Genomic DNA, 21,212 nt, shown 5'->3' on the forward strand with positions numbered 1-21,212 from the left:
TGTCCGTGATGCGGCTGCCGTTGGACGTACACGACCCGACCGTGCGATGTCATGTCGAGCGCGTGTTCAGGGCCGCGTTCAATGTGCGCCGGGCGGTGCAGCGGGAGGCCCGCACGAGATTGACCGGATACGCGGCGGCGCATCGAGCTCGAGCCGCGGCCGGGGCGGCCGTGGTGCGGGATCGGTTGGGACTGACCCGGGCCGGGTTGGAGCAGGCGGCGTACCGGCATCTGGATCGGGCCGGGCACCTGCGCCGCCATCTGACCAAGGCCCTGGCGATGCACGGCGCCGACCTGGTCTGGCGTGCGGTGGAACGACACCTGTTCCCTGATGCGGGTGGGCGGCGCTACGGTGCGCCGAAGGTCGGCCGGTGGTGGGACTTCCGCACGATCCCGGGGCGAGCGCGCTCCCACACCAAGGTCCGCAAGTGGGAGACGTTCCGGCTCGTCGGCACCCTGCCCGGCCACCTCGCCAGGTTCGACCGGGGCGGCCGGCTGTGGCAGCCGAGGCGGATGCCGGCCGTCGCCCCCGTGCGGTCGTGGTGGGACCACGTCGGGCCCTTCGCGGTCGTCCTGACCGGCACCGGCCGCCGTGACCTGGTCCTCCCTGTGCGGCTGCCACAAGGCCCCGGACGCCGGCCGGTCCTGGAGCATTACCTCGCCGATCCGGACCGCTGGCACAAGATCGACCTGGTTCGCCACCCCGACCCGGGTGCGCCGGGTGGATGGCGGTACGAGGCGCACCTGATGATCCTCGGCCCCGGCCACACATCACCCGAAACGGCCGCCCGGCAAGAACTGGCAGCGGCCCTGTCGAGGCGCGGTGGGGTGGACGTCAACGTCTCCAACGTCGCCGTCGTCTCCGTCCCCGCCGCAGGTGTTGCCGGCGATGGGTTGCGGATCACCAGGATCGCCGCGAGCAGCGTCGATATGGACCGCCTCGCGGCGGAGCGGCTGCGGCAGCGACGACGCAACCGGGCCCTCCAGCGTTCCCGGCGAGCTGCCAACGCCCGGCAGTACCGGCTCTCGCCCGGTCAGCAGCGGAGGGCCGACCGGCGGCGGGCCGTGGGCCTGCGGCCGGTGTCTGTCCCGGTGCCGGCCGGGGTGCGGATCGCCACCGCGGCCGGAGTACCGGTGCAGGCCTACCGTCACGATCAGCTCTCCGCCACCTATCGCCGGCTGCGTGCCGAGGCCGCCGCCGACGGCGAAGCCCGTACCCGAGCCCGGCGGGCCCGGGCCCGGATCATCGCTGCCGACGTCGTTGCCGTTCACGGCGCCAACCTCATCGTCGAAGACACCGACATGCGCGGGTGGGCGCGGCGCTGGGGACGCGGGATCTACGCCTTCACCCCAGGCATGCTGCTCGCCGCTCTCCACCGCGAAACCAGTCGGGTCGCCGTCCTCGCCCGTACGGGTGCGCTGGTGCGGGCCGGGACCCGGCACACCGCCTGGACCCAGCATTGCCTCTGCGGCAACCGTGTGCCGAAACAGCTCCGCAACCGCCGTCACTCCTGCCCGGACTGCGGGCTCACCGGCGACCGCGACCTCGTCGCCGCGCTCGTCGGCGCCCACACCACCCTCACCGAACCCCGTGTGCCGGGCTCCGCCCGCATCGACTGGCCCGCCGCCCAGCACACCCTCATCACCCTCGGCGTAGCCGCCATCAACGAAGGGCTGCAAGAGGCCCTGACCGAGTCAACCGGAACCCCCCGCCCGCACCGTCCCGGTGCCCGGCGGCCGCAGCGCGGCACCCGCAACCGGTGCCGGCGTGCTCGGCGAACCATCGGGAACGACGCCCTCGACAACGCCGGCCACGGCCCGCCCGACCGGGTGGGACCACGCCGGACCGACGAGGCGCACGCCCCGGGCTGCTGCGCGAGCCGATCATCGGCTGGTGACGCGGGTCTTCTTGGCCAGGTGACTTTGGCCTCCTGTGACGCGGACATCAACCGTTCGGGTGACGGATCTGCTTCACTTCGACTATGTCCGTGATCGACCATCTGATTCACGAGAACGCGCGGTACGCCGAGTCGTTCCCGGGGCCGCGGCCGTTGCGGCCGAAGTTGCGGCTCGCCGTGGTCGCGTGCATGGACTCGCGGCTCGACCTGTTCGGCGCGCTGGGGCTGGAGATCGGCGACGCCCACCTGATCCGCAACGCGGGCGGGCTGCCGACCGAGGAGGTGCTGCGGTCGCTCGCGCTCAGCCAGCGCAAGCTCGGCACCCGCGAGATCGTGATCCTCCACCACACCGAGTGCGGCATGGAGGGCCTCGACGACCAGGAGTTCCGGGCCGAGCTCGCCGCCGAGAGCGGCCGCGAGCCGGGCTGGGACGTGCCGGGCTTCACCGACCTGCACGACACCGTACGCCAGTCGATCCGCACCGTCCGCGAGTGCGCGTGGCTGCCGCACCGTGAGGACGTGCGCGGCTTCATCTTCGACGTCGCCACGGCCAAGATCGAAGAGGTGGTCTGACGCCGGCCGGCTCGTACGTCGTCACCGGCGGTGGCCGCGGCATCGGCCGTGCGATCGCCGAGCGGCTGGCGGCCGACCCGGCGGTGCACGTCGTCGTGCTCGACACGGCGGCGGACTGGCCCGACGGCGACCGCGTGTCGGCGGTGCTCGGCGACGCCGGTGACGACGCGGTGGCCGAGCGCGCCGCCGACCGGGCGGAGCGCGTGGCGCCGCTGGCCGGGTGGGTGAACAACGCTGCCGTGTTCCGCGACGCCTGGCTGCACGAGCAGCCCACGGCCGACATCGTGCGGCTCGTCGCCGCGAACCTCGCCCCTGCCGTCGCCGGCTCGGCCGCCGCGGTCCGCCGCTTCCTGGCCGCCGGGACGGGCGGCGCGATCGTGAACGTGTCGTCGCACCAGGCGCAGCGCGCGGTGCGGGGCGCGCTGCCGTACGCGACGGCGAAGGCCGCCCTGGAGGGCCTCACGCGGGCATTGGCGGTCGACTATGGCCAGGCGGGCATCCGGGTCAATGCGGTGGCATTGGGTTCGATCGATACTGAGAGATCCATCGAGTACCTCGGGAGCCGGCCCGCGGCCGCCGCCGAGCTGGGCCGGCTGCACCCCCTCGGCCGCACCGGCACGGCGGAGGAGGTGGCGGCCGCGGTGGCGTTCCTGCTGTCGGAGCAGGCGGCGTTCGTCACCGGCGCGGTCCTGCCGGTCGACGGGGGCCGCGCCGCCCGCGGCGCCGACCCCGAGGAGCGCTGAGGAGCGCCGCGAGCCGCCCGCGCGGACCGCCTGGCCGAGTCGGTGTCGGGCGGAGGCGTCCGCGCGGGCCGCTCGGCCGGCTGGTGTCGGGCGGAGGCGCCCGGGCGGGTCGGTGTCAGGCGTAGACGCCCGCGCGGACGGCCTGGCCCAGCAGGACGAGGGCCTCGGCCAGCCCCGGCGGGGCGCCGCCCGCGAGGAGGTGGGCCCGGTACGCGTCGTCGTCGAGCAGCACCGGCTCGACCGGGCGGCCGAGGTGCGCCGCGAAGCGGGCCGCCAGCGCGGCGGCGTCCAGCGCGACCGGGCCGCGGACCTCGACGACGCCCTGCGGGGCTCCCAGCAGTACACCGGCCGCCACCGCCGCACAGTGATCGCGGTCCACGTAGGCCACCCGGCCAGGGCCCGTGTTCGTCACGTGCCGGCCCGTCGCCGCGGTGACCGCCTCGGCCGCCGCGAGACCCTCCGTGTACAGGTTGTTGCGCAGCGCGGTCCAGCCGGCACCGCACGCGCGCAGGTGGGCCTCCGTCTCGCGGTGGGCCGCGTTGAGCAGGTCGGGCGGGCCGTCGCAGCCGGTCAGGGACGTGTACACCACGTGCCGTACACCCGCTGCCACCGCCGCGTCGATCGCCGCCCGGTGCTGGGCGGCCCGGTGGCTGTTGTCGCGGTGGTCGGTGCTCACGATCAGGGCCGCCGCGGCGCCGGCGAACACGGACGGGCCGATGTCGTCGAAGTCGGCCTGCCGCACCTCGATCGGTGTCTGCGTCCCGCGCCGGGAGGGGTCGGGCGAGGCGGCCACGACTGACGGGCGACGGGTCACGGCGATCACCGTGGCCCGGTCCGCCAGGTGGCGGACGACCGCGCTACCCAGGGCGCCCGCCGCGCCCGTCACCGCCACGACTGGAAATCGATTGCTCACAGCGATCATCGTCGGCGAGCATCCCCGCGGCACGGAAGTAGGCACTTCCGACTGCCTCAGGCACACGGGAGGAACCATTGGACTCCGACGAGATCCGAGATCTGCTGCTGCCGCCGGGGGCCGCCGTCACGGAGACGATGCAGCGCATCTGCCCGCTGCGCGACACGCTCGACCGGATCGGTGACCGGTGGACCGTGATCGTGGTCGTGCTGCTGCGCCGCGGGCCGCTGCGGTTCACCGAGCTGCGCAAGGCGGCCGAGGGGATCAGTCAGCGGATGCTGACGCACACCCTGCGGGCGTTGGAGCGTGACGGTCTCGTCACCCGGACGGTGTACGCCACGGTGCCGCCGCGGGTCGAGTACGCATTGACGCCCGTCGGTGTGGAGCTGACCGGTCCGCTGACCGGGCTGCTGCACTGGTCGGTACGCCACCAGGAGGCGGTGCTCGCGTCGCGGACGGCGTACGACGGGGGTTCCGCCGAGGGGAGCGGACCGGTCCGCGCGGGTGGTTGATGCGGCACGATCAAACCCATGCGATACGGGGGCCGACTCAACCGCCTCGAGTTCACCGCGCTCATCGACCAGCAGGCCAACCGCATCCGGGCGAACGCCACCACGCTGCCGCTGTGGGGGCCGGCCGGCTGGACCGGGCCGTGCCGGATCGGCGCGTGGGGCTGGGAGAACGAGCGGCTCGTGCACGCCGGGCTGCTGTTCGGCGACGCGGTCGCGGGCGGCGCGTGGATCGAGGTGGTCACCACCGCCGGGCCGCCGATGCCGCTGCTCATCGACGTGCGGATGGCGGCCGCGGACGAGCCGCCGCACGACGACCACGCGTTCGAGCGGGCGCTGCGGGCCGCCTCGGCCCCGGCGCCGCATCGGGTCGGCATCGCCGTCGACGGCAGCCCCAAGCCGTTCGACCACTGGCCGTCGCACTCGCTGGGCCGCGACCTCGGTACCGGCTGGCTGGCCACCCTCGACGAGGTGCCGGGGCTGCTGCTGCGGGTGTCCGGCCTGACGCCGGCCGAGGTGGGCCTGGCCCGGGTCGGCGACGTCGAGCCGCACCTGGTCGGGACCCGGGCGCACCTGCTGGCCGGCTACGACGCCTACGGCGCCGGCTGACTCACCAGCGGGTGGCGAGGGCCTGCGCGAAGTTCACCCGCTGGAGGGCCTCGGCCGCGTGCAGCGGGGAGTACACGATCTCCTGCGCCATGTAGTGATACGGCCCCGACTGGATCGACACGATGAGCGGGCCCGACATCGTGTGCGTCCTGGCCGTCAGGAACAGCAGGCCGAGCAGCATGAACAGGCTCAGGCCGCAGGTGAACGGGGCGAAGATGACGCCGAGCACGGAGAAGATGACGGCGAGGGCGATGCCCCAGCCCGCGGTCGTGGTCATCGGGATCGGCTGCGACACGACCATCCACCGGCTGCCCTGGATCGGGAACACGCCGATCGGGGTGTAGATCGCCACGCCGTCGACGCGAACGTCGCCGATCTGGACGTCCGGGCCGTTGTACGCGGGGGAGCCGCTGAACGGGATGGGCAGGGTCACGGATGCATTGTGGCCCGGGGCCGCCACGGCTGTCAGCCGCCGTCCGTCAGGTCCGTCCGCTCGGCCAGCGCGGCGACCAGTTCGGTCAGCCGGTGCGCGACGGCCGGCGCGCGGCCGGGGTGCCAGGCGGCCACCGTTTCCGCCAGGTCGCCCTCGATCGGCACGAACACCACGCCGGTGCGCCGCAGCGTGCGCGCCGACGCCGCGAGCCGGGTGACCCCGGCCCCGGCCGCGACCAGCCCGAGCAGGTTCGGCACGGTCGTCGCCCGCTGTACCACCCGGGGCGTGAACCCGGCGGCGGCGAAGTCCCGGTCGTACTTGTCGTGCCACGGCGGCCAGGACGCCCGCGGGGTCAGCACCCACGCCTCCCCGGCCAGTTCGGCGAGCTCGACCGACGCGCGGCCGGCGAGCGGGTGGCCGGCCGGCAGCACCGCGCACACCGGCTCGGTGACGAGCGTGCGGGTGGCGAGGTCGGGCACCAGCGGGGGCCGGGTGAACGCCAGGTCGAACGAGCCGTCGCGCAGCCCGGCGACGAGCGGCTCGATCGCCGGGTCGGCGGTGGTCAGCTCGACGCCGGGCAGCCGCTCCCGGGCGACCCGCACCACCGGCGGGAGCATGTAGCCGGCGGTCGATGCCAGGAACGCCAGGCGCAGCCGCCCGGCGGCCCGCCGCACCGCGGCCACGGCCTCGTCGGCGCGCTCCAGCACCGCTCGCGCCTCGGCGAGGTACACCAGGCCGGGCTCGGTGAGCCGGGTGCCGCGGGTGTCCCGGTCGAGCAGCCGCACGCCGAGCAGCCGTTCGAGGCGCCCGATCTGCTCGGACAGCGACTGCTGCGCGATGTGCAGCTCCCGGGCCGCCCTGGTGAAGCTCAGGTGGGTGGCGACGGCGACGAAGTAGCGCAGCTGGCGCAGCTCGGGCTGGCTCACAGGTTCAGACTGTAACCGCCCCGGCCGATCGGTGTTGGCCGCCCGGCGGGCGGGGCGACCAGGCTGGACGCATGAAGGTCTGGCTCATCACCGGCTGCTCCGCCGGTTTCGGCGCGGAGATCGCCCGCGCCGCCCTTGCCGCCGGCGACCGCGTCATGGCGACCGCCCGCCGCCCGGAGACGCTCGACTTCCCGCACACGGCCCGGCTCGACGTGACCGACCCGGCGTCGGTCGACGCGGCCGTCAAGGCGACGCTCGCCGAGTTCGGCCGGATCGACGTGGTCGTCAACAACGCCGGCTACGGCTCGGTCGGCGCCGTCGAGGAGATCGACCCGGCCGACCTGCGCGCGCTCATGGACGTGATGTTCTTCGGGGCGCTCACCGTCACCCAGGCGGTGCTGCCGCACCTGCGGGCGCAGCGCGGCGGGACGATCGTGCAGATCAGCTCGATGGGCGGGCAGCTCGCCCCGCCCGGCTACGGCGCCTACTGCGCGGCCAAGTTCGCCCTCGAAGGGCTGTCGGAGGCGCTGCACGCCGAGGTCGCGCCGTTCGGCGTGCGGGTCGTCATCGTCGAGCCGGGGGCGTTCCGCACCGAGTTCGGCGGCGCGCGCATGCACCGCTCGCGGGTCATCCCGGAATACGCGGTGTCGACCGGGGCCACCCGCGCCGCCGTCGACGCGATGGACGGCACCCAGCCCGGCGACCCGGCCGCGGCGGCGCGGGCGATCCTCGAGATCGCCGCCGCGGTCTCTTCCCCTGGGCCGGGGCCTTCGGCTCCTGGCCGTCCGAGCCCCCCGTTGCGACTGGCGCTCGGCGACGACGCGGTCGACGCGATCCGCGCGCAGCACCAGCGGCTGCGCGCGGACCTCGACGCGTGGGAGGGGCTCAGCCGCTCGACATCATGGCGTTGAGCTCGCCGTAGCCCATCGCCCCGGCGAGCGTGGTGTAGGTGCCCTTGCCCTGCGCCTCTTCGGCGGCCCGGCGGGCCAGCGTGTAGGCGGCCTCGGCGACCCACGAGCCGAGGCTGAGCCGCGCCACACCGAGCGCGCCGAGCTCGGCCACGGACGGGGTGTCCGGCTGGGCGAGGATGTTCAGCGGGGCGGGGATCGCCGCGACCAGCGCCGCGATCGTGTCCGGATCGGCCACGCCGGGGACGAAGACGCCGGTGGCGCCCGCCGCCAGGAACGCCGCCGCCCGTTCGGCGGTGGATTCGACAGTACCGCCGCCGCGAAGGTAGGTGTCGATCCGCGCGTTGATGTAGAGGTCGACGCCCACGGCATCGGCGGCGGCGCGCGCGGCGGCGATCCGCTCGGCCTGCCCGGGGATGTCGCGCAGGCCGGTGCCGGCGTGGCGGACGGTGTCCTCCAGGTTCACCCCGATCGCGCCGGCGGCGAGCACGCCACGGATCGTGGTGGCCACCTCGTCCGGCGTGGCGCCGAACCCGGTCTCGATGTCGGCGGTGACCGGCACGTCGCCCGGCACCGCGGCGACCACCCGCGCGAGGTGGTCGAGCATCGCGTCCCGCGTCAGCGCGTCGCCGTCGGGCACGCCGAGCGTCCAGGCGACCCCGGCGGAGGTGGTCGCGACGGCCTTCGCGCCGGTCGCGGCGACGACGCGGGCCGAGGCGGCGTCCCAGGCGTTGGCGAGCACGAGCGGGTCGGCGGCGGTGTGCAGGGCCCGGAACCGGGCCGCGCGGGTCTGCTGGTCGGTCATGCGTTCAGTCTTCCGGCCCGCCGTACCGCCGCCCAACGTTTCAGCCAGGGCTAAATTGAACCGTGGTCTCGATCGGACTGTCGGCCGGCGCGGTCGCCCGGATCCGCTTCGCGGTGTCGCCGCTGTGGGAGACCGTGGCGAGTGTGCGGGTGCTGCGCGACCCGGGCGCGCACGCGGTCCACCTGCCGTGGGCGCGCCGGCACCGCGGCCTGCGTTTCGAACGGCTGTGGTCGCTGGTGGGGCCGGGCCCGCGGTACATCCCGGACTATCTGACGCCCGTCCCGCCGGGCTTCGCCCCGGACCTGGACGACGAGCTGGCGCTGCTCGCCGCGACCCCGCCCGCGGTGGTCGCCGCCCAGGGGCCGCCGGTGGACCTGCCGGGCCTGGTGGAGGAGATCCGCGAGTACTTCGCGGTCGCGCTCGCACCGGACTGGCCGCGGATCCGCGGGCTGCTGGAGGCGGAGGTCTTCGCGCGGGCCCGGGCGCTGGCCGCCGACGGCGTCGGCGGGCTGCTCAACGACCTGCACGCGCAGGTGAGCTGGGCGGGGGACACGCTGTCGGTGCTGCACCGCTGGTGCACGGCGGCCGACGTGCCGGAGGGCGGCGATCTGGTGCTGGTGCCGTCGGTGTTCGTGTGGCCGTCGGTGCTCACCGTGTTCGGCCCGGCGGCGCAGCTGGCCTATCCGCCGCGGGGCGTGGGCGCGCTGTGGGAGGCGCCGCCGCCGGCGCCCGCCGCGCTCGCGTCGGTGCTCGGCCGGGCCCGCGCCCGGCTGCTCGTCGAGCTGGCCGTGCCCGCGTCGACGTCGGCGCTGGCGGAGCGGACCGGGCTCACCGCCGGGGGCGTGTCGCAGCACCTCGGGGCGCTGCGGGCGGCCGGGCTGGTGCGGGCGCACCGGGCCGGCCGGTCGGTGCTCAACGTCCGGACCGCGGTGGCCGAGGCGCTGCTCGACAGCAGTACGCACGACGGCGCCGACCGGCGGGGCTGATCCGCCGACCGGCGCCGTCGCTCGGCGTTCCGGACGTTCACCACATGAGGGTTCAGCTGGCGGGGCCGAGCTCCGCGGCCGGGTTGCCGCCCTCGATGACGGTGCCCTCGGCGAACTTGCTGTCGAACTCCTGGCGCAGCGCGTCCAGCTCCGAGAACTGGGCCTCGTGCGAGGACTCCGAGCCCTCGGCGGCGAAGATGTGGTTCGAGTCGTACTGGTCGTTGCTGTAGTTCGTGAAGTTCTGCTCTTCGTAGTGCGTGCCGTCCGGGCTGTCGAACTGGACGGCGTGGCCCTGCTGGAAGTCGGTGGACTCGGCCGACTCGGTGTCCTGCTCGTAGACGTTGAAGTCGCTGTTGTAGTCGGACTCGCTGCCCGAAGCCTGGTGCAGCTGCTCCAGCTCGCCGCTCTCGGCGCCGGCCTCGTAGTGCTCGTAGGACGGGTCGCTGTAGCCCGCGTCGCCGGTCTCGTAGTCGCTCATGCTGGGTCCTTTCGGGACGTGCAGGGTGTGTGGTGTATGTGGTGTCCGTCCGGCCGTACATCGATCACACTAGGGGCGCCGCGGGCTCGCGGAATCCCCGAAACGTGCCACCGTCCAGGCCCAGTTCGAACGCGTTGTCGGTGAAGCGTGGGCGGAGCGTATCGCGTGGTCAGCGGCCCGAGCTATCCCCGAGACGACAGCTGATCAGCCACAATTCGGGCCATTCGCCGCCCCCGGGCGCGGCCGGTCGGCGGATACCCGACAGTCAGTTGCGGACCAGCTCCACGACGGGGATGACCCGCCCGGCGCCGCTCTGGTGGTCGCGGAAGAACGGGTAGCGCTCGCTGATGCGGGCGAACAGGTCGTCGCGGTCCGCACCCGCGGCGGGGCGGGCGGTCGCCGCGAACTCCTCGCCGTCGACCTCGACGGTGACGGCGGGATCGGCGGCCAGGTTGCGGAACCAGTCCGGGTGCTCGGCGGCCCCGGCGTTGGAGGCGATCACGAGCAGCCGGTCGTCGAGCCGGACGAACATCATCGGCGCCGTGTGCGGCCGGCCGGTCCTGCGGCCGGTGGTGGTGAGCAGCAGGAGCGGCCGGCCCTCGATGCGCCGCCCGCCGGCCCGGAACTCCGCGATGAGCTTGCGGTTGAAATCCGCGACGTCCGCCGGCATCTCGCTCATGAGCCGACTCTAGGCCGTCGCGGCCAGCAGCGCCGGCCAACCGCCCTCGACGAGGCGGACGGTGCGGGCGGCCTTCGGGTGCAGGAACGCGAGCAGCCGCCCGCCCTCCGCCGTCACGTCGTCGAGCTCCCGCTCCGTGAGCCTGCGCAGCGGCGCGATCACCAGTTCGGCCCGCTGCCGGGTGCCACCGACCCGCCAGACCCCGGCCGTCGTGCCGTCGACCAGCACGACCGCCGGCATGGGGCCGTTCGGGTCGAACGGCTGGCCGGTGTACTCCGGCGTGACCACGCGGGTGCGGTCGGCGTGGCTGAGCAGCAGGTTGTCGAAGTCGTAGAGGAACCGGGCCGGTGCCGGGGCGTCGGCGCCGGGCCGCGGGGCGTCCGGCAGGTCGAACAGCTCGCGGCCCTGGTCGTCGGCGAACGTGACGAGCCGCGGGCGCAGCCCGTCGACGACCTCGCCGAGCCGGGTCAGGCCGGACCACGTCTGCATGTCGCGCACGGTTGCCGGGCCGAACGACCCGAGGTACCGCAGGAGCAGCTCGGCGACGGTGAGCGGCTCGGCGCTCAGGCCGGGCAGCCAGGCCGCGGCCGTCGTGTGCAGGGCGCGGCCGCTGCGGCCCCACTGCCCCCGCGGCGGCACCTGGATCAGCGTCTCGAACACGCGGACCGCCTGGGCCATCGCCGCGGCGTCGTGGCCGGGCCACCGCTCGGCGAGCCGCTTGCCGAGCTCCGCGAACGTCAGCGGCTCGGCCGCGAGGATGCGGCAGCCCTCGGCGACGATGGATGACAGGTCATCGAGATTGGTCAACCTCCGCCCGAAGTTCGTGGCCCACATCCGCTCGCCGACGACGGCCACGAGCGGCCGCACGGCGAGGGCGTCGCGGCCGGTCATCAGGTGGATCGTCGAGCGCATCGCGGCCACCCGCACGAGCCGGCCGTCGGCGAGCAGGTCGGACGCGCCGGCCGGGGTGAAGTCCCGCAGGCGGGTCCACAGCCCGACGTACCAGCTGTGCGGAGTCTGGGCCTGCAGGCCGGCGAGATGCTCGACCGCCTCCGGCACGCCCATCGCGGACCGGTCGAGCAGCAGCTGCCGGGCCAGGGTGGCCCGGTTCAGCGCGCGGCGGTCGAGCACCTCCATCGCCATACCCTTTCCCTTGGGCCGCGGCCTTCGGCTCTTGGCCGGCTAATCTTTCCCTTGGGCCGCGGCCTTCGGCTCCTGGCCGGCTGGACCGGCTAGACCGGCTCCAGCAGCTTCGACTTGCGCACGATCGGCACCGACAGCGTCTTGTAGCCGACCTCCTCGAAGAGGACGACGACCCGGTCCCGCTCGTAGGCCATGACCGTGCCGGTGCCCCACTCGGTGTGCCGGACCTCGCTGGAGACGGGGAACGGCCGGTCCTCGCTGCTTGCCGCCTGTTGCTTCGGGACCGCGACGGGCTGCTCCGTGGCCTTCCACAGCCGGCGGTACCAGGGGACCTTCGCCGGGACCACCGGGTCGACGACGACGGTGCCGTTCGCGCAGTTGTCGCAGTGCCCGCACGGGCCGTGGGCCTGCTCGCCGAAGTACGCCAGCAGCGCGTTGCCCCGGCATCCGGCGCTCTCGGCGTACTGCCGCATCATGTCGATCCTCGACCGGCGCAGCGTCTGGTGGCGCTCGTACTGGGCGAGGGCCAGGCGGGACGCCTCGGCCGGCGTGGGCGCGTACCGCGGCGCCGACAGCTTGTTGCCCGGGCCGACCTCGACCGCACCCACCTGCTCCAGCAGGGTCAGCAGCGCGGTGATCCGGCGGGCCGGCAGCCCGCTGCGGGTCGCGAGGGCGGTCCGGGTCGCCGGCCCCTCCCGCAGCGCCGCCGCGAGCTGGGTCAGCTCCTTGCCGTCGGGTGCGCCGGTGGCGAAGAACCGCTGCAGCGCCACGTCCTCCGGCCGGAAGAACAGGATCGTGCGCGACTCGCCGCCGTCGCGGCCGGCCCGGCCGATCTCCTGCAGGTAGCTGTCCGGCGAGTCGGGCAGGGCGACGTGGTGCACCCACCGGATGTTGGGCTTGTCCACACCCATGCCGAAGGCGCTCGTCGCCACCATGACCGGGATCTTGTCGGCCATGAAGTCGTCGTACCGCCGGGTGCGCTCGCCCGCGGCGAGTCCCGCGTGGAACGCGATCGCCTCGACGCCGTGCTCGGTGAGCCGGGTCGCGTACTGCTCCGCGATCGCGCGGGTCGGCGCGTAGACGATGCCGGGCTTCGGCTCCAGCCGGACCTGGGCCAGCAGCCGCTGCCAGCGCTGCTCGTCGCTGGTGCAGTGCACCCCGGCCAGCTTGAGGTTGGGCCGGTCGAGCCCGGCGACCAGGGTGAACGGGTCGCGCAGCCCGAGCGTCGCGGTGATGTCGGCGCGCACCGGCGGGGAGGCGGTGGCGGTCAGTGCGACCACCGGCGGGCGGCCCAGCTCGCGGATGAGGTGGCCGAGCTGGAGGTAGTCGGGGCGGAAGTCGTAGCCCCAGGCGGAGACGCAGTGCGCCTCGTCGACCGCGACCAGGCTCGGCCTGAGCGCTCTGACCTCGGCGAGGCGCTCGGGGTTGCCGAGCTGCTCGGGCGTGATGAACAGGAAGCGGGCTGCTCCGTCGTGGAGCTTGGCGAGCGCCTGCTTCTGCTGGTTCGGCGTCTCGGCCGAGCTGATGCGTACCGCCTGGCCCGCGATACGCCGGTTGAGTCCGGCGATCTGGTCCTGCTGGAGGGCCAGGAGTGGTGAGATGACGATCGTGGGGCCCGGCAGCAGCATCGCCGGAACCTGGTAGACGGCTGACTTCCCGCCACCGGTGGGTAACACGACGAGAGCGTCACGCTTCTTGAGCAGGGCGCGCATCGGGGGCAGCTGTCCGGGGCGGAGGCGTTCCCAGCCGAAGTGCTGGCGGGCGGCGCGGCGCAGGCGGGGCGCGAGAGGCACAAGATTCATCGGGCGCGACTGTACCGGTGTTCGAACGCTTCGGCGCGTTGAGCGACATGCCGTGTCCTGAATACTCCGCATGGAGTAACGGATTCAGCGCTCTGTGTAGTTGGGCGTTGGCCGGGGCCTCCCGGCCCCGGCTGTCTCGCTACTCGTCCTGCCCGTACGTCTTGAGGATGTACTCGGCATACCAGCTCGGCCAGTCCTCGTCGCGGTGCCCGAGCTGCGCCTCGTGCGCGCCGTGGGCCCGCTCCGCGTCCTTGAGCGCTGCGGCGAGCGTGGCGACGTCGTCGAACGTGACTCGCATGGTGCTCCTTACCGTCCGGGTAGCTTCTGCTGAACCTGTTGGAGAATCCACTCGTTGCCGTCGGGGTCGTTGAACGCGGCGAACGAACCGTAACTCTGCGCCGTCGGGTGCGGCCCGCTGACCCGCGCCTCGGTCCCGGCGTGGTGGAAGATGCCGCCCGCGTCGTGGAAGACCTCGGTCACGTCGGCGCCGTGGGCGATGAGCTCCTCCCGCGCCTTCTCGACGTCGAACACGACGAGGTGCAGCCCTCGCGCCGACCCGGGCGCGGCGGTGGTCAACCTGGTCCCGAAGATGACCGAGGCGGCCGACCCCGGCGGGGTGACCTGGACGACCCGCAGCCCGTCGTCGGCGGTGAAGTCGGCGTCGAGCCGGAACCCTAGCCCCTGGTAGAACGCCTTGGCCCGGTCGACGTCGCCGACGGGGATGACCACGACCTCAAGCTTCAGATCCACGTTCCCACTCCGTTCTCGTTCGGTAGGCCCAGCGTGGCTCGCTGACCTACCCGCTGAAACCCGTGAGAACCCCTGGCCGTGTCCCTGGTGGTGGCAGCTCACGGAGTCAGGGGGAGGACCGCGCGGACCTCGAAGGTGTGGTCGTGTTGGGTCGCCGTCAGCGTGCCGCCCAGATGCTCCACCCGCCGGCGCATGCCGGTGATGCCGATGCCCTCCGCCGGCGGTGCGGCCGTCAGGTTCTGGTTGGTCACCACCAGCGTCAGCGACGTCGGGCCGTGGTCGACTGCCACCGATGCCTTCGGGTGGGCGGAGTGTTTCACCACGTTCGTCAGGGACTCCTGCAGGACGCGATATGCGGCCACGTCGACTGCTGACGGCACGGCTGACAGTTCGCCGCGTTTCGACAGGTCGACCGTGAGGCCCGCGGCCTCCACCCGGGCGATCAGCGCGTCCAGGCCCGCCAGGCCCGGGGTCGGGGCCCGGTCCGGTGCCTCCGGGGAGATCGCCGCCAGCGTCGTCCGCAGCTCGGCCAGCGCGTCGGCGCTGGCCCGGCTGATCGCCTCCAGCGCCACCGCGGCCTGGTCCGGCTTCGTGCGTTGCAGGTGCAGGGCTATGTCGGCCTGCATCTGGATCGCGGCCAGGCCGTGGCCCACCACGTCGTGGACCTCCTGGGCCAGGCGCAATCGTTCGGCGTCTATCAGGCGGCGCTCCTGCTCCGCGCGCTCGCGCGTGCCGGCCTCCGTGACCAGGCGGCGGGCCACGCCCAGCGTGAACGGGATCGCCACCCATGCCGTGCCGGGGGCCAGGCCCGCGTACCCGGGCAGCGCGGCGCTGTTCGTCAGCAGATGTACCAGGAGCAGCGCCAGCGCGGCGCCGCACCAGATCGAGGCCGTGCGGAGCGGGCGGCGGCGGGCCACCGAGAAGACCGACACCGCGGCGCTCAGCATGATCGGGCCGTACGGGTAGCCCACTGTCAGGTACGTCGATGTGGCCAGCGCGGTCACGGTCAATGTCGGCAGCGGCCAGCGGATGCGGAAGGCGGTCGACACGGCGGCCAGGACGATGAGTGCCAGGGCCCAGCCGTCGATCGGGCGGTCGGCCGGGTTGACCCGTTCCAGGTACGGCGAGCTGACCAGACCCACCGCGAGCAGCGCGGCCGCGACACCGGGACCCATCGCCAGACCCATCGCCCCATCATCGTGCGGCACCCCGCGGCGTGTCACCGTCGGTGCTGCGTACCTGGGCGTACGTCAGCGGGAGTACCGTCTCCGGCGTGCTCATCCTGTTGCCGCCCTCCGAGGGGAAGGCCGCCGCGCCGCGGCGGGGCAATGCGCTCGACCTCGACGGGCTGACCCTGCCGGAGCTGCGTGCGGCGCGAGAGACGGTCCTCGATGACCTGACGAAGCTCAGTGCCGATCCCGAGGCGGCACTCGCGACGCTCGGGCTGAGCGCCGGGCAGGGCGCCGAGGTGGAGCGCAACGCGGTGCTGCGTGACGCGCCGGCCGTGCCCGCCGGGAAGCTGTACACCGGCGTGCTCTACGACGCCCTCGACCTCGCGTCGCTGCCCGCGCCCGCCCGGCGCCGCGCCCGGGAGCAGCTGCTGATCTTCTCCGGGCTGTGGGGCGTGGTCGGCCTCGCCGACAGGATCCCGCCGTACCGCTGCAGCATCGGCGTCCGCCTGCCCGGCGCGGGGTCGCTGAGCGCGCACTGGAAGGCGGCCCTCGCCGGTCCGCTCGGCGAGCTCGCCGGTGACGATCTGGTCCTCGATCTCCGTTCGTCCGCATATGTCCCGATGTGGACGCCCCGCAACGGGGTCAGCGTCCGGGTGCTGCACGACGGCAAGGTGGTCAGCCACTTCAACAAGGCCACCAAGGGACGCATCGTGCGCGATCTGCTGCTCGCCGGGGCCCGGCCACGGACGCCGGAGCGTCTTGCTCAGACGCTGGAGCAGGTGGGGTACCGCGTGCAGGCCCGCCGTCCGGACCAGCTCGACGTCATCGTGGACACGCTGTAGCTGCGCTGCCGAGGGCGGGCTGACATCGTCGTCGGTCGACGTCGCCGCCGGCCCGCACTCGCCGCGGCTATCCCACCGCCGAATTGACGCTCGACGTGCTGGGTGCTGGCCCGGAAACAGAAACGGCCCGCGCCGGCGGCACGGGCTCGTTGAGAGGATTTCGATCGTGGAGCGGACGACGGGATTCGAACCCGCGACCCTCACCTTGGCAAGGTGATGCGCTACCAGCTGCGCTACGTCCGCACTGGTCGCCAACTGTAGCGCATTCCCGAGCGGGGTCACGCGGCGGGGGCATCACCCGTTAGCGTGGCTTCGTGCGACTGGGTGTGCTCGTGTTCGCCGTGGTGCTGGCGGGTTGTTCGTCGGGTTGTTCGCCCGCTGCGGCGCCGTCCGCGGCGCGGCCGCCGTCCTCGGCCGCTGCTTCGGCGTCGCCGTCCGGTTCGCCGTCGCCTTCGGCGCCGGTCGATCTCCGGCTCGTCTTCGCGGGCGACGTGCACTTCATGGACCGCACCGCGGTACTGCTGAAGAACCCGTCCACCGCGTTCGGCCCGATCGCGTCGACGCTCACCGATGCCGACCTGACGATCGTGAACCTGGAGACGGCGATCACTTCCCGCGGTACTGCGGAACCGAAGACCTACCACTTCCGCACGACACCGGTCGCGATCGATGCCTTGAAAGCCGCTGGTGTCGATGCGGTGAGCATCGCGAACAACCACACCCTCGACTACGGGCGGGTGGGGCTGCTGGACACCCTCGACGCCCTCGGTGCGGCCGCCTACCCGGCGTTCGGGGCGGGGCGGAATGCCGACGCGGCGTACGCGCCCTGGCTGACCACCGTGCGGGGCGTGCGCATCGCCGTGCTGGGCTTCAGCCAGGTGGGCGAGCTGGCGTCGAGCTGGGCGCCGGGTCCGGACAAACCGGGCATCGCCATGGCGTTCGACGTGAACCGGGCCGTCGCCGCGGTGACCGCCGCCCGCCGGCAGGCCGACCTGGTGATCGTGTTCAACCACTGGGGCGACGAGGGCAACAGCTGCGCGAACTCGGCCCAGAAGACGTTCGCCGGCAAGCTGGCGACCGCGGGCGCCGACGTGATCATCGGGGCGCACGCGCACACGCTGCAGGGCTCGGGCTGGCTGGGGCAGACGTTCGTGGCGTACGGGATGGGCAACTTCCTGTGGTACGGCCCGTCGAAGAGCACCGAGACGGGCGTCCTGCGCCTCACGGTCCGTGGCCGCTCAGTGACGTCGACCGAGTTCCTCCCGGCGGTCGTCTCCGACACGGGCCAGCCGAAGCTGCTGACGGGCGCCGCGGCCACCCGGCTGAGTGACCGCTACGCCGGCCTACGCCGCTGCGCGGGCCTGTCGGGCGCCCCGTGACCTGCGGCGACGCGCCGAATCGGGATACCGGTTTGGCATGGGGGTTGGGGGTCGGCTAAAGTTTGCATCCGTCGCCGGGAAGTGGTTGGGCCGGGCGGTGCGGACGTAGCGCAGCTGGTAGCGCATCACCTTGCCAAGGTGAGGGTCGCGGGTTCGAATCCCGTCGTCCGCTCGGGATAGTCACCACGGTGGGGTGGCCGAGAGGCGAGGCAACGGCCTGCAAAGCCGTGTACACGGGTTCAAATCCCGTTCCCACCTCGAGACCGCCACACATTGTGTGGCACTCAGCTAGGGCGATTGGCGCAGTGGGAGCGCGCTTCCTTGACACGGAAGAGGTCACTGGTTCAAACCCAGTATCGCCCACCATATGAAAGACCAGGTCACGGCCGGTTCTCCCGATCAAGGAGACCGGTCGTTCTCCGTTTCCGGCCCTCCCTGGGAGAGATCTGGGAGACGATCTCTGCGGCGTCGCGGTGACCACGGTCAGCCTTCCGCCCACAGCAGTCGATCAAGGACCCCGACCGGCGAGCCGGGACTCAGCCGGCGCCGCTCGTCCAGCGCGGCCCGCCACACCTCGGTCAGCCCGTCGACCAGCCGCTGTGCCATGCCCGCCGTGATGTGCGCGTACAGCGCCTGGACCGACCCGTCCGCGTGCCCCATCTGCGCGTCCATCAGCGTCGCTGGGGTCCCGAGTTGGCCGGCAACGGGGGGTCGTGATGCCGAAACAGACAGCCTGGAGATGGCCGAGCGGCTCGCGAAGTCAGGCAAACGCCTCCAGGCGGTCTTGATGGTGAGCCGGTTGACCGGATCCACTCTGAAAGAATCGAAGGCCATTGTGCAGGCAATGGAGAAAGACCCCCGCCCGGACTGGACTTCGATGAGAAGATCACCGCCGCGGCGATCAAGGAGCCGGATGCAGACCTGATCCAGCTTGCGCTTGACGCTCTACTCGCAGTGGCGGCGGACGACGAGGTGATGAGGTCGGTGCTTGACACGTAGTGTCAAGGTCAGTCCGCGTTCACCATGGTCCTGCCTGGCTAGGCGCCGGTGCGGCCGGAGAAGAGGCCGGCGCGCAGGCTCTCGGCGTCCTCGAACTCGAAGTACTCCATCACCGCCGGCTTGCGCAGCTTCAGGACCATCGCGACCGTCAGCGCGCCCAGGGCGACGACCGCCGTCGTGTGGCCGCCCGTGTACCAGAGCGGGAACAACCGGTCGAAGGCCGCCTCCGTCTCGGCCAGGTCCTCCGGCTTCGCGCCCCGGCCGCCCGTGCCGACGCCGTCCGGGGCGTAGACGACCGTGAACAGGTCGAGCAGGACGGACAACGGCAGGGCCACCAGGATGCCCAGCCGGGACGCCGGGCGCGGGCGGGTGACCAGGGCCGCCGCCGCAAGCGCGGCCACGGCGACCACGAGCGCGACGACTAGGCAGAACACGAAGCGCTGGCGAGTGCCGTCGTACGGCGCGTTCTCGTTGATCGCCCAGCCCAACTCGTCGACGTCGGCGGTGAAGCGGGCGCGGCCCAGGGCGGTAAGCACCGCGTCGGTCACGGCGACGATGGCGGCCAGGACGGCCAGCCAAAACGCGGTTCGGACCTGCTGCATCGCATTACGACCTTCGGACCAGGACGGCGGGGTGGCTCATCCTAGAACAGGATCCAACACGAGCCCGGCACCGGCAGCATCCCGGCACAACGTCCCGGCACAGCGGCTGACGAGCCCGTGTGTGAAGATTCAGTGCATGCCCTCGATCCGAGCCTGATCGGGTCGGCAGGATGTCACCCATGTCGGACATCGCGACAAGCGACGACGCTGCGCCGAACGCTGGACCTGACTGGCGGCAGATCTGGGCATTCCACCTGCTCGTCGTTGCGGTGGCAGGTGGCATGTTCTGGACCGCGAGCTACCCGGGCGGCGGCGACTTGCGTCTGTCCGTGCTCTTCGGGTGCATGTCCGTGCTCGTCGGCTGCTACTGGCTCGGCTGGATCATCTACGTCGCGTGGACCACCAGCAGGTGGCGGAGATGGTTCCTGATCGGACCGGTCATCGGCATACTCACCGTGGTGCTGCTCTACACCGGCGCGCCGTTCAAGATGCGGTGGGCAGCCAGCCAGGGCGCGTTCGCCGCCGTCGTCGCCGGACACCCGATTCCACCACCGGGCAGCGCGCGGGAAGGTCTCACCGTGCCGCACCGGTTGGGCCTCTACAGCATCACAAGCGCCTATTGGGTGCCCGGTGGCGCGGTCTTCTACGAAACTCACGGCTGGTACAGCGCTGGCTTCGCCTATCTGCCCGGCGGGCCGACTGCGGAAATCGGCACCGTCTTGTTCGAGTCGCCACGGTTCCACCACTTCGGCGGCAGCTGGTACAGCTGGACCGGCGGCGACTAGCAGACAGTGGCGTTGCGCCATCCACAGTCCGGCGATCCGGGTCGTGCTGGTTCTCCGGGCTGAGGTTCTGCCTCCGGCGGGCAGGGCCTCCGGCCCTGCACCGGGGATCGGCCTCCGGCGGCCAGGGCCGCCCGCCCTGGACCCGACGCTCCGGGATGCCGGCTGTGGGTGGTTGCGACGGGATGCCATGCAGGGGGAGGTGTGGTTCGGCGGGACGCTTCGCGTCGCCGCCGGGGAAATCCGGGGGACGATCTTGAAATCGGCTCGCCGTACGACCGACACACACCGACTCGCCATGCGACCGGCGCCGTGGCCGGGGCGCATGCGAGGCGCGTCTATGGCGGCGGTCCCTTACATTCGCCTCATGACCGAGCCTCAACTTGCTTGCCCGCTCTGTCGCGGTACCGAGTTTCAGAAGGAGACGGCACGCCAGGACAGCCGTTGGGGGTTCACCAGCCATCGGATGACCTTGATGATCTGCCGTCGGTGCCGGTATGTGCTGCACTTTTACGACCGTCACAGCATCTTCGACTTCGACTGACGTGAGCCGCACAGCAGTGCAGCGCAGCAACCGTGTCGCCTGCACCCGACCGGCGTCGCCAACGCGGGTCCGGCCCGGCCGCTGGTGGGAGCATTCGGCGGCGCGCTGAGGTTGAGAAGACGAGGGTCGGGTGTGGCGGTGGCCGATCCGTACAGTTCGCCAGGTGCGCCCGGGGCGTTACGGGCACCACCGGTATGGGGGTTTCTGGCAGGATCGCGCCGGTGAGGACGTTCGCGTTGATGGTCGTTGTTGTGTTGGTGGGCGGCTGTGGGGGAACGAACGGTGCAGCGCCGACCGAGCAGTTCACGCAAGGCGGGGTCAGCATGGAGCCCGCCGTCAAGAGCGGGCAGGTCATCACCGTGCGGCGGGTCGACGGTGCCTACTCCGGTCGGCGTGGGGACGTTGTGGTGTTCCACCGGGACCAGTCGGGGTGGGGTGGCGAGGGCGGGACGCTGCTGAAGCGGGTCATCGCCGTCGGTGGGGAGACCGTTGCCTGTTGCGACGTGGCCGGGAAGGTCACCGTCGACGGGGTCGCGCTCGACGAGACCTACGTCGTCGAGAACGCTCCCATCGATGTCGCGCCCAACCCGCAGTCCTGTGCGTCGCGGCGGTTCGGGCCGGTGACCGTGGCGAAGGATGCCCTGTTCGTCATGGGGGACAACCGGGCCCGGTCGAACGACTCGCGGTGCGCCGGGGCGATTCCCGTCGCCGCCGTGTTCGGGGTCATGACCGAGTGAG

Annotated in this window: 24 protein-coding genes and 4 tRNA genes; 14 read left to right on the top strand and 14 right to left on the bottom strand. The window is 72.6% G+C overall.

From position 1 onward, the window contains the following. Nucleotides 1-8: 8 nt before the first annotated feature. The 3 genes from ABZS66_RS07340 to ABZS66_RS07350 are packed head-to-tail and all read left to right on the top strand — an operon-like array spanning nucleotide 9 to nucleotide 3,213. Entirely contained in the window at nucleotides 9-1,991 is a 1,983-nt protein-coding gene (locus ABZS66_RS07340; protein ID WP_354756035.1) for a hypothetical protein, read from the top strand. After that, on the top strand, nucleotides 1,982-2,470 hold the full coding sequence (locus ABZS66_RS07345) for a carbonic anhydrase (protein ID WP_354756037.1): 489 nt from the start codon (nucleotides 1,982-1,984) through the stop codon (nucleotides 2,468-2,470). Before ABZS66_RS07340 ends, ABZS66_RS07345 begins: the two co-directional genes overlap by 10 nt. Beyond that, nucleotides 2,467-3,213 carry an SDR family oxidoreductase gene (locus ABZS66_RS07350; protein WP_354756118.1) on the top strand — a complete coding sequence of 249 codons (747 nt, stop codon included), beginning with the start codon at nucleotides 2,467-2,469 and terminating at the stop codon, nucleotides 3,211-3,213. Before ABZS66_RS07345 ends, ABZS66_RS07350 begins: the two co-directional genes overlap by 4 nt. Nucleotides 3,214-3,328: 115 nt before the next feature. Here ABZS66_RS07350 and ABZS66_RS07355 read toward each other — a convergent pair whose 3' ends face one another. Then, nucleotides 3,329-4,126, bottom strand: a complete 798-nt coding sequence (locus ABZS66_RS07355) for an NAD(P)H-binding protein (RefSeq protein WP_354756039.1) — start codon at nucleotides 4,124-4,126, stop codon at nucleotides 3,329-3,331. A 77-nt stretch (nucleotides 4,127-4,203) separates the two neighbouring features. On the opposite strand from ABZS66_RS07355, the gene ABZS66_RS07360 reads away from it, so the two are divergent. Together ABZS66_RS07360 and ABZS66_RS07365 are read left to right on the top strand one after the other, a co-directional pair. Next, complete coding sequence (locus tag ABZS66_RS07360) at nucleotides 4,204-4,638, top strand: helix-turn-helix domain-containing protein (protein WP_354756040.1); 435 nt, start codon at nucleotides 4,204-4,206, stop codon at nucleotides 4,636-4,638. An 18-nt stretch (nucleotides 4,639-4,656) separates the two neighbouring features. Continuing rightward, nucleotides 4,657-5,244 carry a hypothetical protein gene (locus ABZS66_RS07365; protein WP_354756042.1) on the top strand — a complete coding sequence of 196 codons (588 nt, stop codon included), beginning with the start codon at nucleotides 4,657-4,659 and terminating at the stop codon, nucleotides 5,242-5,244. A gap of 1 nt (nucleotide 5,245) precedes the next feature. Here the strand turns inward: ABZS66_RS07365 and ABZS66_RS07370 are convergent, their stop codons facing one another. Both ABZS66_RS07370 and ABZS66_RS07375 read right to left on the bottom strand, forming a co-directional pair. After that, on the bottom strand, nucleotides 5,246-5,677 hold the full coding sequence (locus ABZS66_RS07370; RefSeq protein WP_354756043.1) for a hypothetical protein: 432 nt from the start codon (nucleotides 5,675-5,677) through the stop codon (nucleotides 5,246-5,248). Between the two features lie 32 nt (nucleotides 5,678-5,709). Then, nucleotides 5,710-6,603, bottom strand: a complete 894-nt coding sequence (locus ABZS66_RS07375) for a LysR family transcriptional regulator (RefSeq protein WP_354756045.1) — start codon at nucleotides 6,601-6,603, stop codon at nucleotides 5,710-5,712. 71 nt (nucleotides 6,604-6,674) lie between these two features. On the opposite strand from ABZS66_RS07375, the gene ABZS66_RS07380 reads away from it, so the two are divergent. Further along, nucleotides 6,675-7,514, top strand: a complete 840-nt coding sequence (locus ABZS66_RS07380) for an SDR family NAD(P)-dependent oxidoreductase (protein ID WP_354756046.1) — start codon at nucleotides 6,675-6,677, stop codon at nucleotides 7,512-7,514. Here ABZS66_RS07380 and ABZS66_RS07385 read toward each other — a convergent pair. Further along, the gene (locus tag ABZS66_RS07385) at nucleotides 7,489-8,316 is read right to left on the bottom strand and encodes an isocitrate lyase/phosphoenolpyruvate mutase family protein (protein ID WP_354756048.1); all 828 of its coding nucleotides are present in this window, start codon (nucleotides 8,314-8,316) and stop codon (nucleotides 7,489-7,491) included. The genes ABZS66_RS07380 and ABZS66_RS07385 overlap by 26 nt on opposite strands. A 62-nt stretch (nucleotides 8,317-8,378) precedes the next feature. On the opposite strand from ABZS66_RS07385, the gene ABZS66_RS07390 reads away from it, so the two are divergent. Next, nucleotides 8,379-9,302 (top strand): winged helix-turn-helix domain-containing protein, encoded by a 924-nt coding sequence (locus tag ABZS66_RS07390; protein ID WP_354756050.1) that lies wholly within the window; start codon nucleotides 8,379-8,381, stop codon nucleotides 9,300-9,302. A gap of 52 nt (nucleotides 9,303-9,354) precedes the next feature. Here the strand turns inward: ABZS66_RS07390 and ABZS66_RS07395 are convergent, their stop codons facing one another. From ABZS66_RS07395 to ABZS66_RS07425, 7 genes are all read right to left on the bottom strand, one after another. After that, a complete protein-coding gene (locus ABZS66_RS07395) occupies nucleotides 9,355-9,780 on the bottom strand; it encodes a hypothetical protein (RefSeq protein WP_354756052.1) in 426 nt (141 codons plus the stop codon). 265 nt (nucleotides 9,781-10,045) lie between these two features. Further along, nucleotides 10,046-10,459 carry a nitroreductase/quinone reductase family protein gene (locus ABZS66_RS07400; protein ID WP_354756053.1) on the bottom strand — a complete coding sequence of 138 codons (414 nt, stop codon included), beginning with the start codon at nucleotides 10,457-10,459 and terminating at the stop codon, nucleotides 10,046-10,048. A gap of 9 nt (nucleotides 10,460-10,468) precedes the next feature. After that, nucleotides 10,469-11,602, bottom strand: a complete 1,134-nt coding sequence (locus ABZS66_RS07405) for a winged helix DNA-binding domain-containing protein (RefSeq protein WP_354756054.1) — start codon at nucleotides 11,600-11,602, stop codon at nucleotides 10,469-10,471. 89 nt (nucleotides 11,603-11,691) lie between these two features. Then, on the bottom strand, nucleotides 11,692-13,476 hold the full coding sequence (locus tag ABZS66_RS07410; protein ID WP_354756056.1) for a RecQ family ATP-dependent DNA helicase: 1,785 nt from the start codon (nucleotides 13,474-13,476) through the stop codon (nucleotides 11,692-11,694). Nucleotides 13,477-13,543: 67 nt separating this feature from the next. Then, entirely contained in the window at nucleotides 13,544-13,702 is a 159-nt protein-coding gene (locus tag ABZS66_RS07415) for a hypothetical protein (protein ID WP_354756057.1), read from the bottom strand. Between the two features lie 8 nt (nucleotides 13,703-13,710). Beyond that, the gene (locus ABZS66_RS07420) at nucleotides 13,711-14,154 is read right to left on the bottom strand and encodes a VOC family protein (protein WP_354756059.1); all 444 of its coding nucleotides are present in this window, start codon (nucleotides 14,152-14,154) and stop codon (nucleotides 13,711-13,713) included. A gap of 98 nt (nucleotides 14,155-14,252) precedes the next feature. Beyond that, a complete protein-coding gene (locus ABZS66_RS07425; protein ID WP_354756061.1) occupies nucleotides 14,253-15,341 on the bottom strand; it encodes a histidine kinase in 1,089 nt (362 codons plus the stop codon). Between the two features lie 86 nt (nucleotides 15,342-15,427). Here ABZS66_RS07425 and yaaA point away from each other — a divergent pair, with 86 nt between their 5' ends. Beyond that, nucleotides 15,428-16,168, top strand: coding sequence for a peroxide stress protein YaaA (yaaA, locus tag ABZS66_RS07430; protein WP_354756063.1), 741 nt, complete (start codon nucleotides 15,428-15,430; stop codon nucleotides 16,166-16,168). A gap of 167 nt (nucleotides 16,169-16,335) precedes the next feature. On the opposite strand, the gene ABZS66_RS07435 is transcribed toward yaaA, so the two are convergent. After that, nucleotides 16,336-16,411: transfer RNA gene (locus ABZS66_RS07435), tRNA-Gly, on the bottom strand. Between the two features lie 71 nt (nucleotides 16,412-16,482). On the opposite strand from ABZS66_RS07435, the gene ABZS66_RS07440 reads away from it, so the two are divergent. The 4 genes from ABZS66_RS07440 to ABZS66_RS07455 all read left to right on the top strand — a co-directional run bounded on the left by ABZS66_RS07440 (nucleotide 16,483) and on the right by ABZS66_RS07455 (nucleotide 17,913). After that, nucleotides 16,483-17,547, top strand: a complete 1,065-nt coding sequence (locus tag ABZS66_RS07440) for a CapA family protein (RefSeq protein WP_354756065.1) — start codon at nucleotides 16,483-16,485, stop codon at nucleotides 17,545-17,547. A 99-nt stretch (nucleotides 17,548-17,646) separates the two neighbouring features. Next, nucleotides 17,647-17,719: transfer RNA gene (locus ABZS66_RS07445), tRNA-Gly, on the top strand. A gap of 15 nt (nucleotides 17,720-17,734) precedes the next feature. Then, nucleotides 17,735-17,805, top strand: a tRNA-Cys gene (locus ABZS66_RS07450). A gap of 33 nt (nucleotides 17,806-17,838) precedes the next feature. After that, nucleotides 17,839-17,913: transfer RNA gene (locus ABZS66_RS07455), tRNA-Val, on the top strand. A gap of 117 nt (nucleotides 17,914-18,030) precedes the next feature. On the opposite strand, the gene ABZS66_RS07460 is transcribed toward ABZS66_RS07455, so the two are convergent. Together ABZS66_RS07460 and ABZS66_RS07465 are read right to left on the bottom strand one after the other, a co-directional pair. Then, on the bottom strand, nucleotides 18,031-18,207 hold the full coding sequence (locus ABZS66_RS07460; RefSeq protein ID WP_354756067.1) for a hypothetical protein: 177 nt from the start codon (nucleotides 18,205-18,207) through the stop codon (nucleotides 18,031-18,033). A gap of 377 nt (nucleotides 18,208-18,584) precedes the next feature. Next, complete coding sequence (locus ABZS66_RS07465; RefSeq protein ID WP_354756068.1) at nucleotides 18,585-19,148, bottom strand: hypothetical protein; 564 nt, start codon at nucleotides 19,146-19,148, stop codon at nucleotides 18,585-18,587. A gap of 179 nt (nucleotides 19,149-19,327) precedes the next feature. On the opposite strand from ABZS66_RS07465, the gene ABZS66_RS07470 reads away from it, so the two are divergent. Then, nucleotides 19,328-19,933, top strand: a complete 606-nt coding sequence (locus tag ABZS66_RS07470) for a hypothetical protein (RefSeq protein ID WP_354756070.1) — start codon at nucleotides 19,328-19,330, stop codon at nucleotides 19,931-19,933. Between the two features lie 780 nt (nucleotides 19,934-20,713). Continuing rightward, the gene (gene lepB, locus ABZS66_RS07475; protein ID WP_354756120.1) at nucleotides 20,714-21,211 is read left to right on the top strand and encodes a signal peptidase I; all 498 of its coding nucleotides are present in this window, start codon (nucleotides 20,714-20,716) and stop codon (nucleotides 21,209-21,211) included. Nucleotide 21,212 lies beyond the last annotated feature (1 nt).

Origin of the sequence: Dactylosporangium sp. NPDC005572 (assembly GCF_040605515.1) — a bacterium.
GTDB lineage: Bacteria > Actinomycetota > Actinomycetes > Mycobacteriales > Micromonosporaceae > Dactylosporangium.

Coding starts and splice junctions, on each gene's coding strand:
- ABZS66_RS07460 (WP_354756067.1), bottom strand. CDS start 18,207: ATGGGGCACGCGGACGGGTCGGTCCAGGCGCTGTACGCGCACATCACG.
- ABZS66_RS07395 (WP_354756052.1), bottom strand. CDS start 9,780: ATGAGCGACTACGAGACCGGCGACGCGGGCTACAGCGACCCGTCCTAC.
- ABZS66_RS07415 (WP_354756057.1), bottom strand. CDS start 13,702: ATGCGAGTCACGTTCGACGACGTCGCCACGCTCGCCGCAGCGCTCAAG.
- ABZS66_RS07385 (WP_354756048.1), bottom strand. CDS start 8,316: ATGACCGACCAGCAGACCCGCGCGGCCCGGTTCCGGGCCCTGCACACC.
- ABZS66_RS07340 (WP_354756035.1), top strand. CDS start 9: ATGCGGCTGCCGTTGGACGTACACGACCCGACCGTGCGATGTCATGTC.
- ABZS66_RS07405 (WP_354756054.1), bottom strand. CDS start 11,602: ATGGCGATGGAGGTGCTCGACCGCCGCGCGCTGAACCGGGCCACCCTG.
- ABZS66_RS07400 (WP_354756053.1), bottom strand. CDS start 10,459: ATGAGCGAGATGCCGGCGGACGTCGCGGATTTCAACCGCAAGCTCATC.
- ABZS66_RS07345 (WP_354756037.1), top strand. CDS start 1,982: ATGTCCGTGATCGACCATCTGATTCACGAGAACGCGCGGTACGCCGAG.
- ABZS66_RS07465 (WP_354756068.1), bottom strand. CDS start 19,148: ATGCAGCAGGTCCGAACCGCGTTTTGGCTGGCCGTCCTGGCCGCCATC.
- ABZS66_RS07365 (WP_354756042.1), top strand. CDS start 4,657: ATGCGATACGGGGGCCGACTCAACCGCCTCGAGTTCACCGCGCTCATC.
- ABZS66_RS07470 (WP_354756070.1), top strand. CDS start 19,328: ATGTCGGACATCGCGACAAGCGACGACGCTGCGCCGAACGCTGGACCT.
- ABZS66_RS07380 (WP_354756046.1), top strand. CDS start 6,675: ATGAAGGTCTGGCTCATCACCGGCTGCTCCGCCGGTTTCGGCGCGGAG.
- ABZS66_RS07410 (WP_354756056.1), bottom strand. CDS start 13,476: ATGCGGAGTATTCAGGACACGGCATGTCGCTCAACGCGCCGAAGCGTT.
- ABZS66_RS07425 (WP_354756061.1), bottom strand. CDS start 15,341: ATGGGTCTGGCGATGGGTCCCGGTGTCGCGGCCGCGCTGCTCGCGGTG.
- lepB (WP_354756120.1), top strand. CDS start 20,714: ATGGTCGTTGTTGTGTTGGTGGGCGGCTGTGGGGGAACGAACGGTGCA.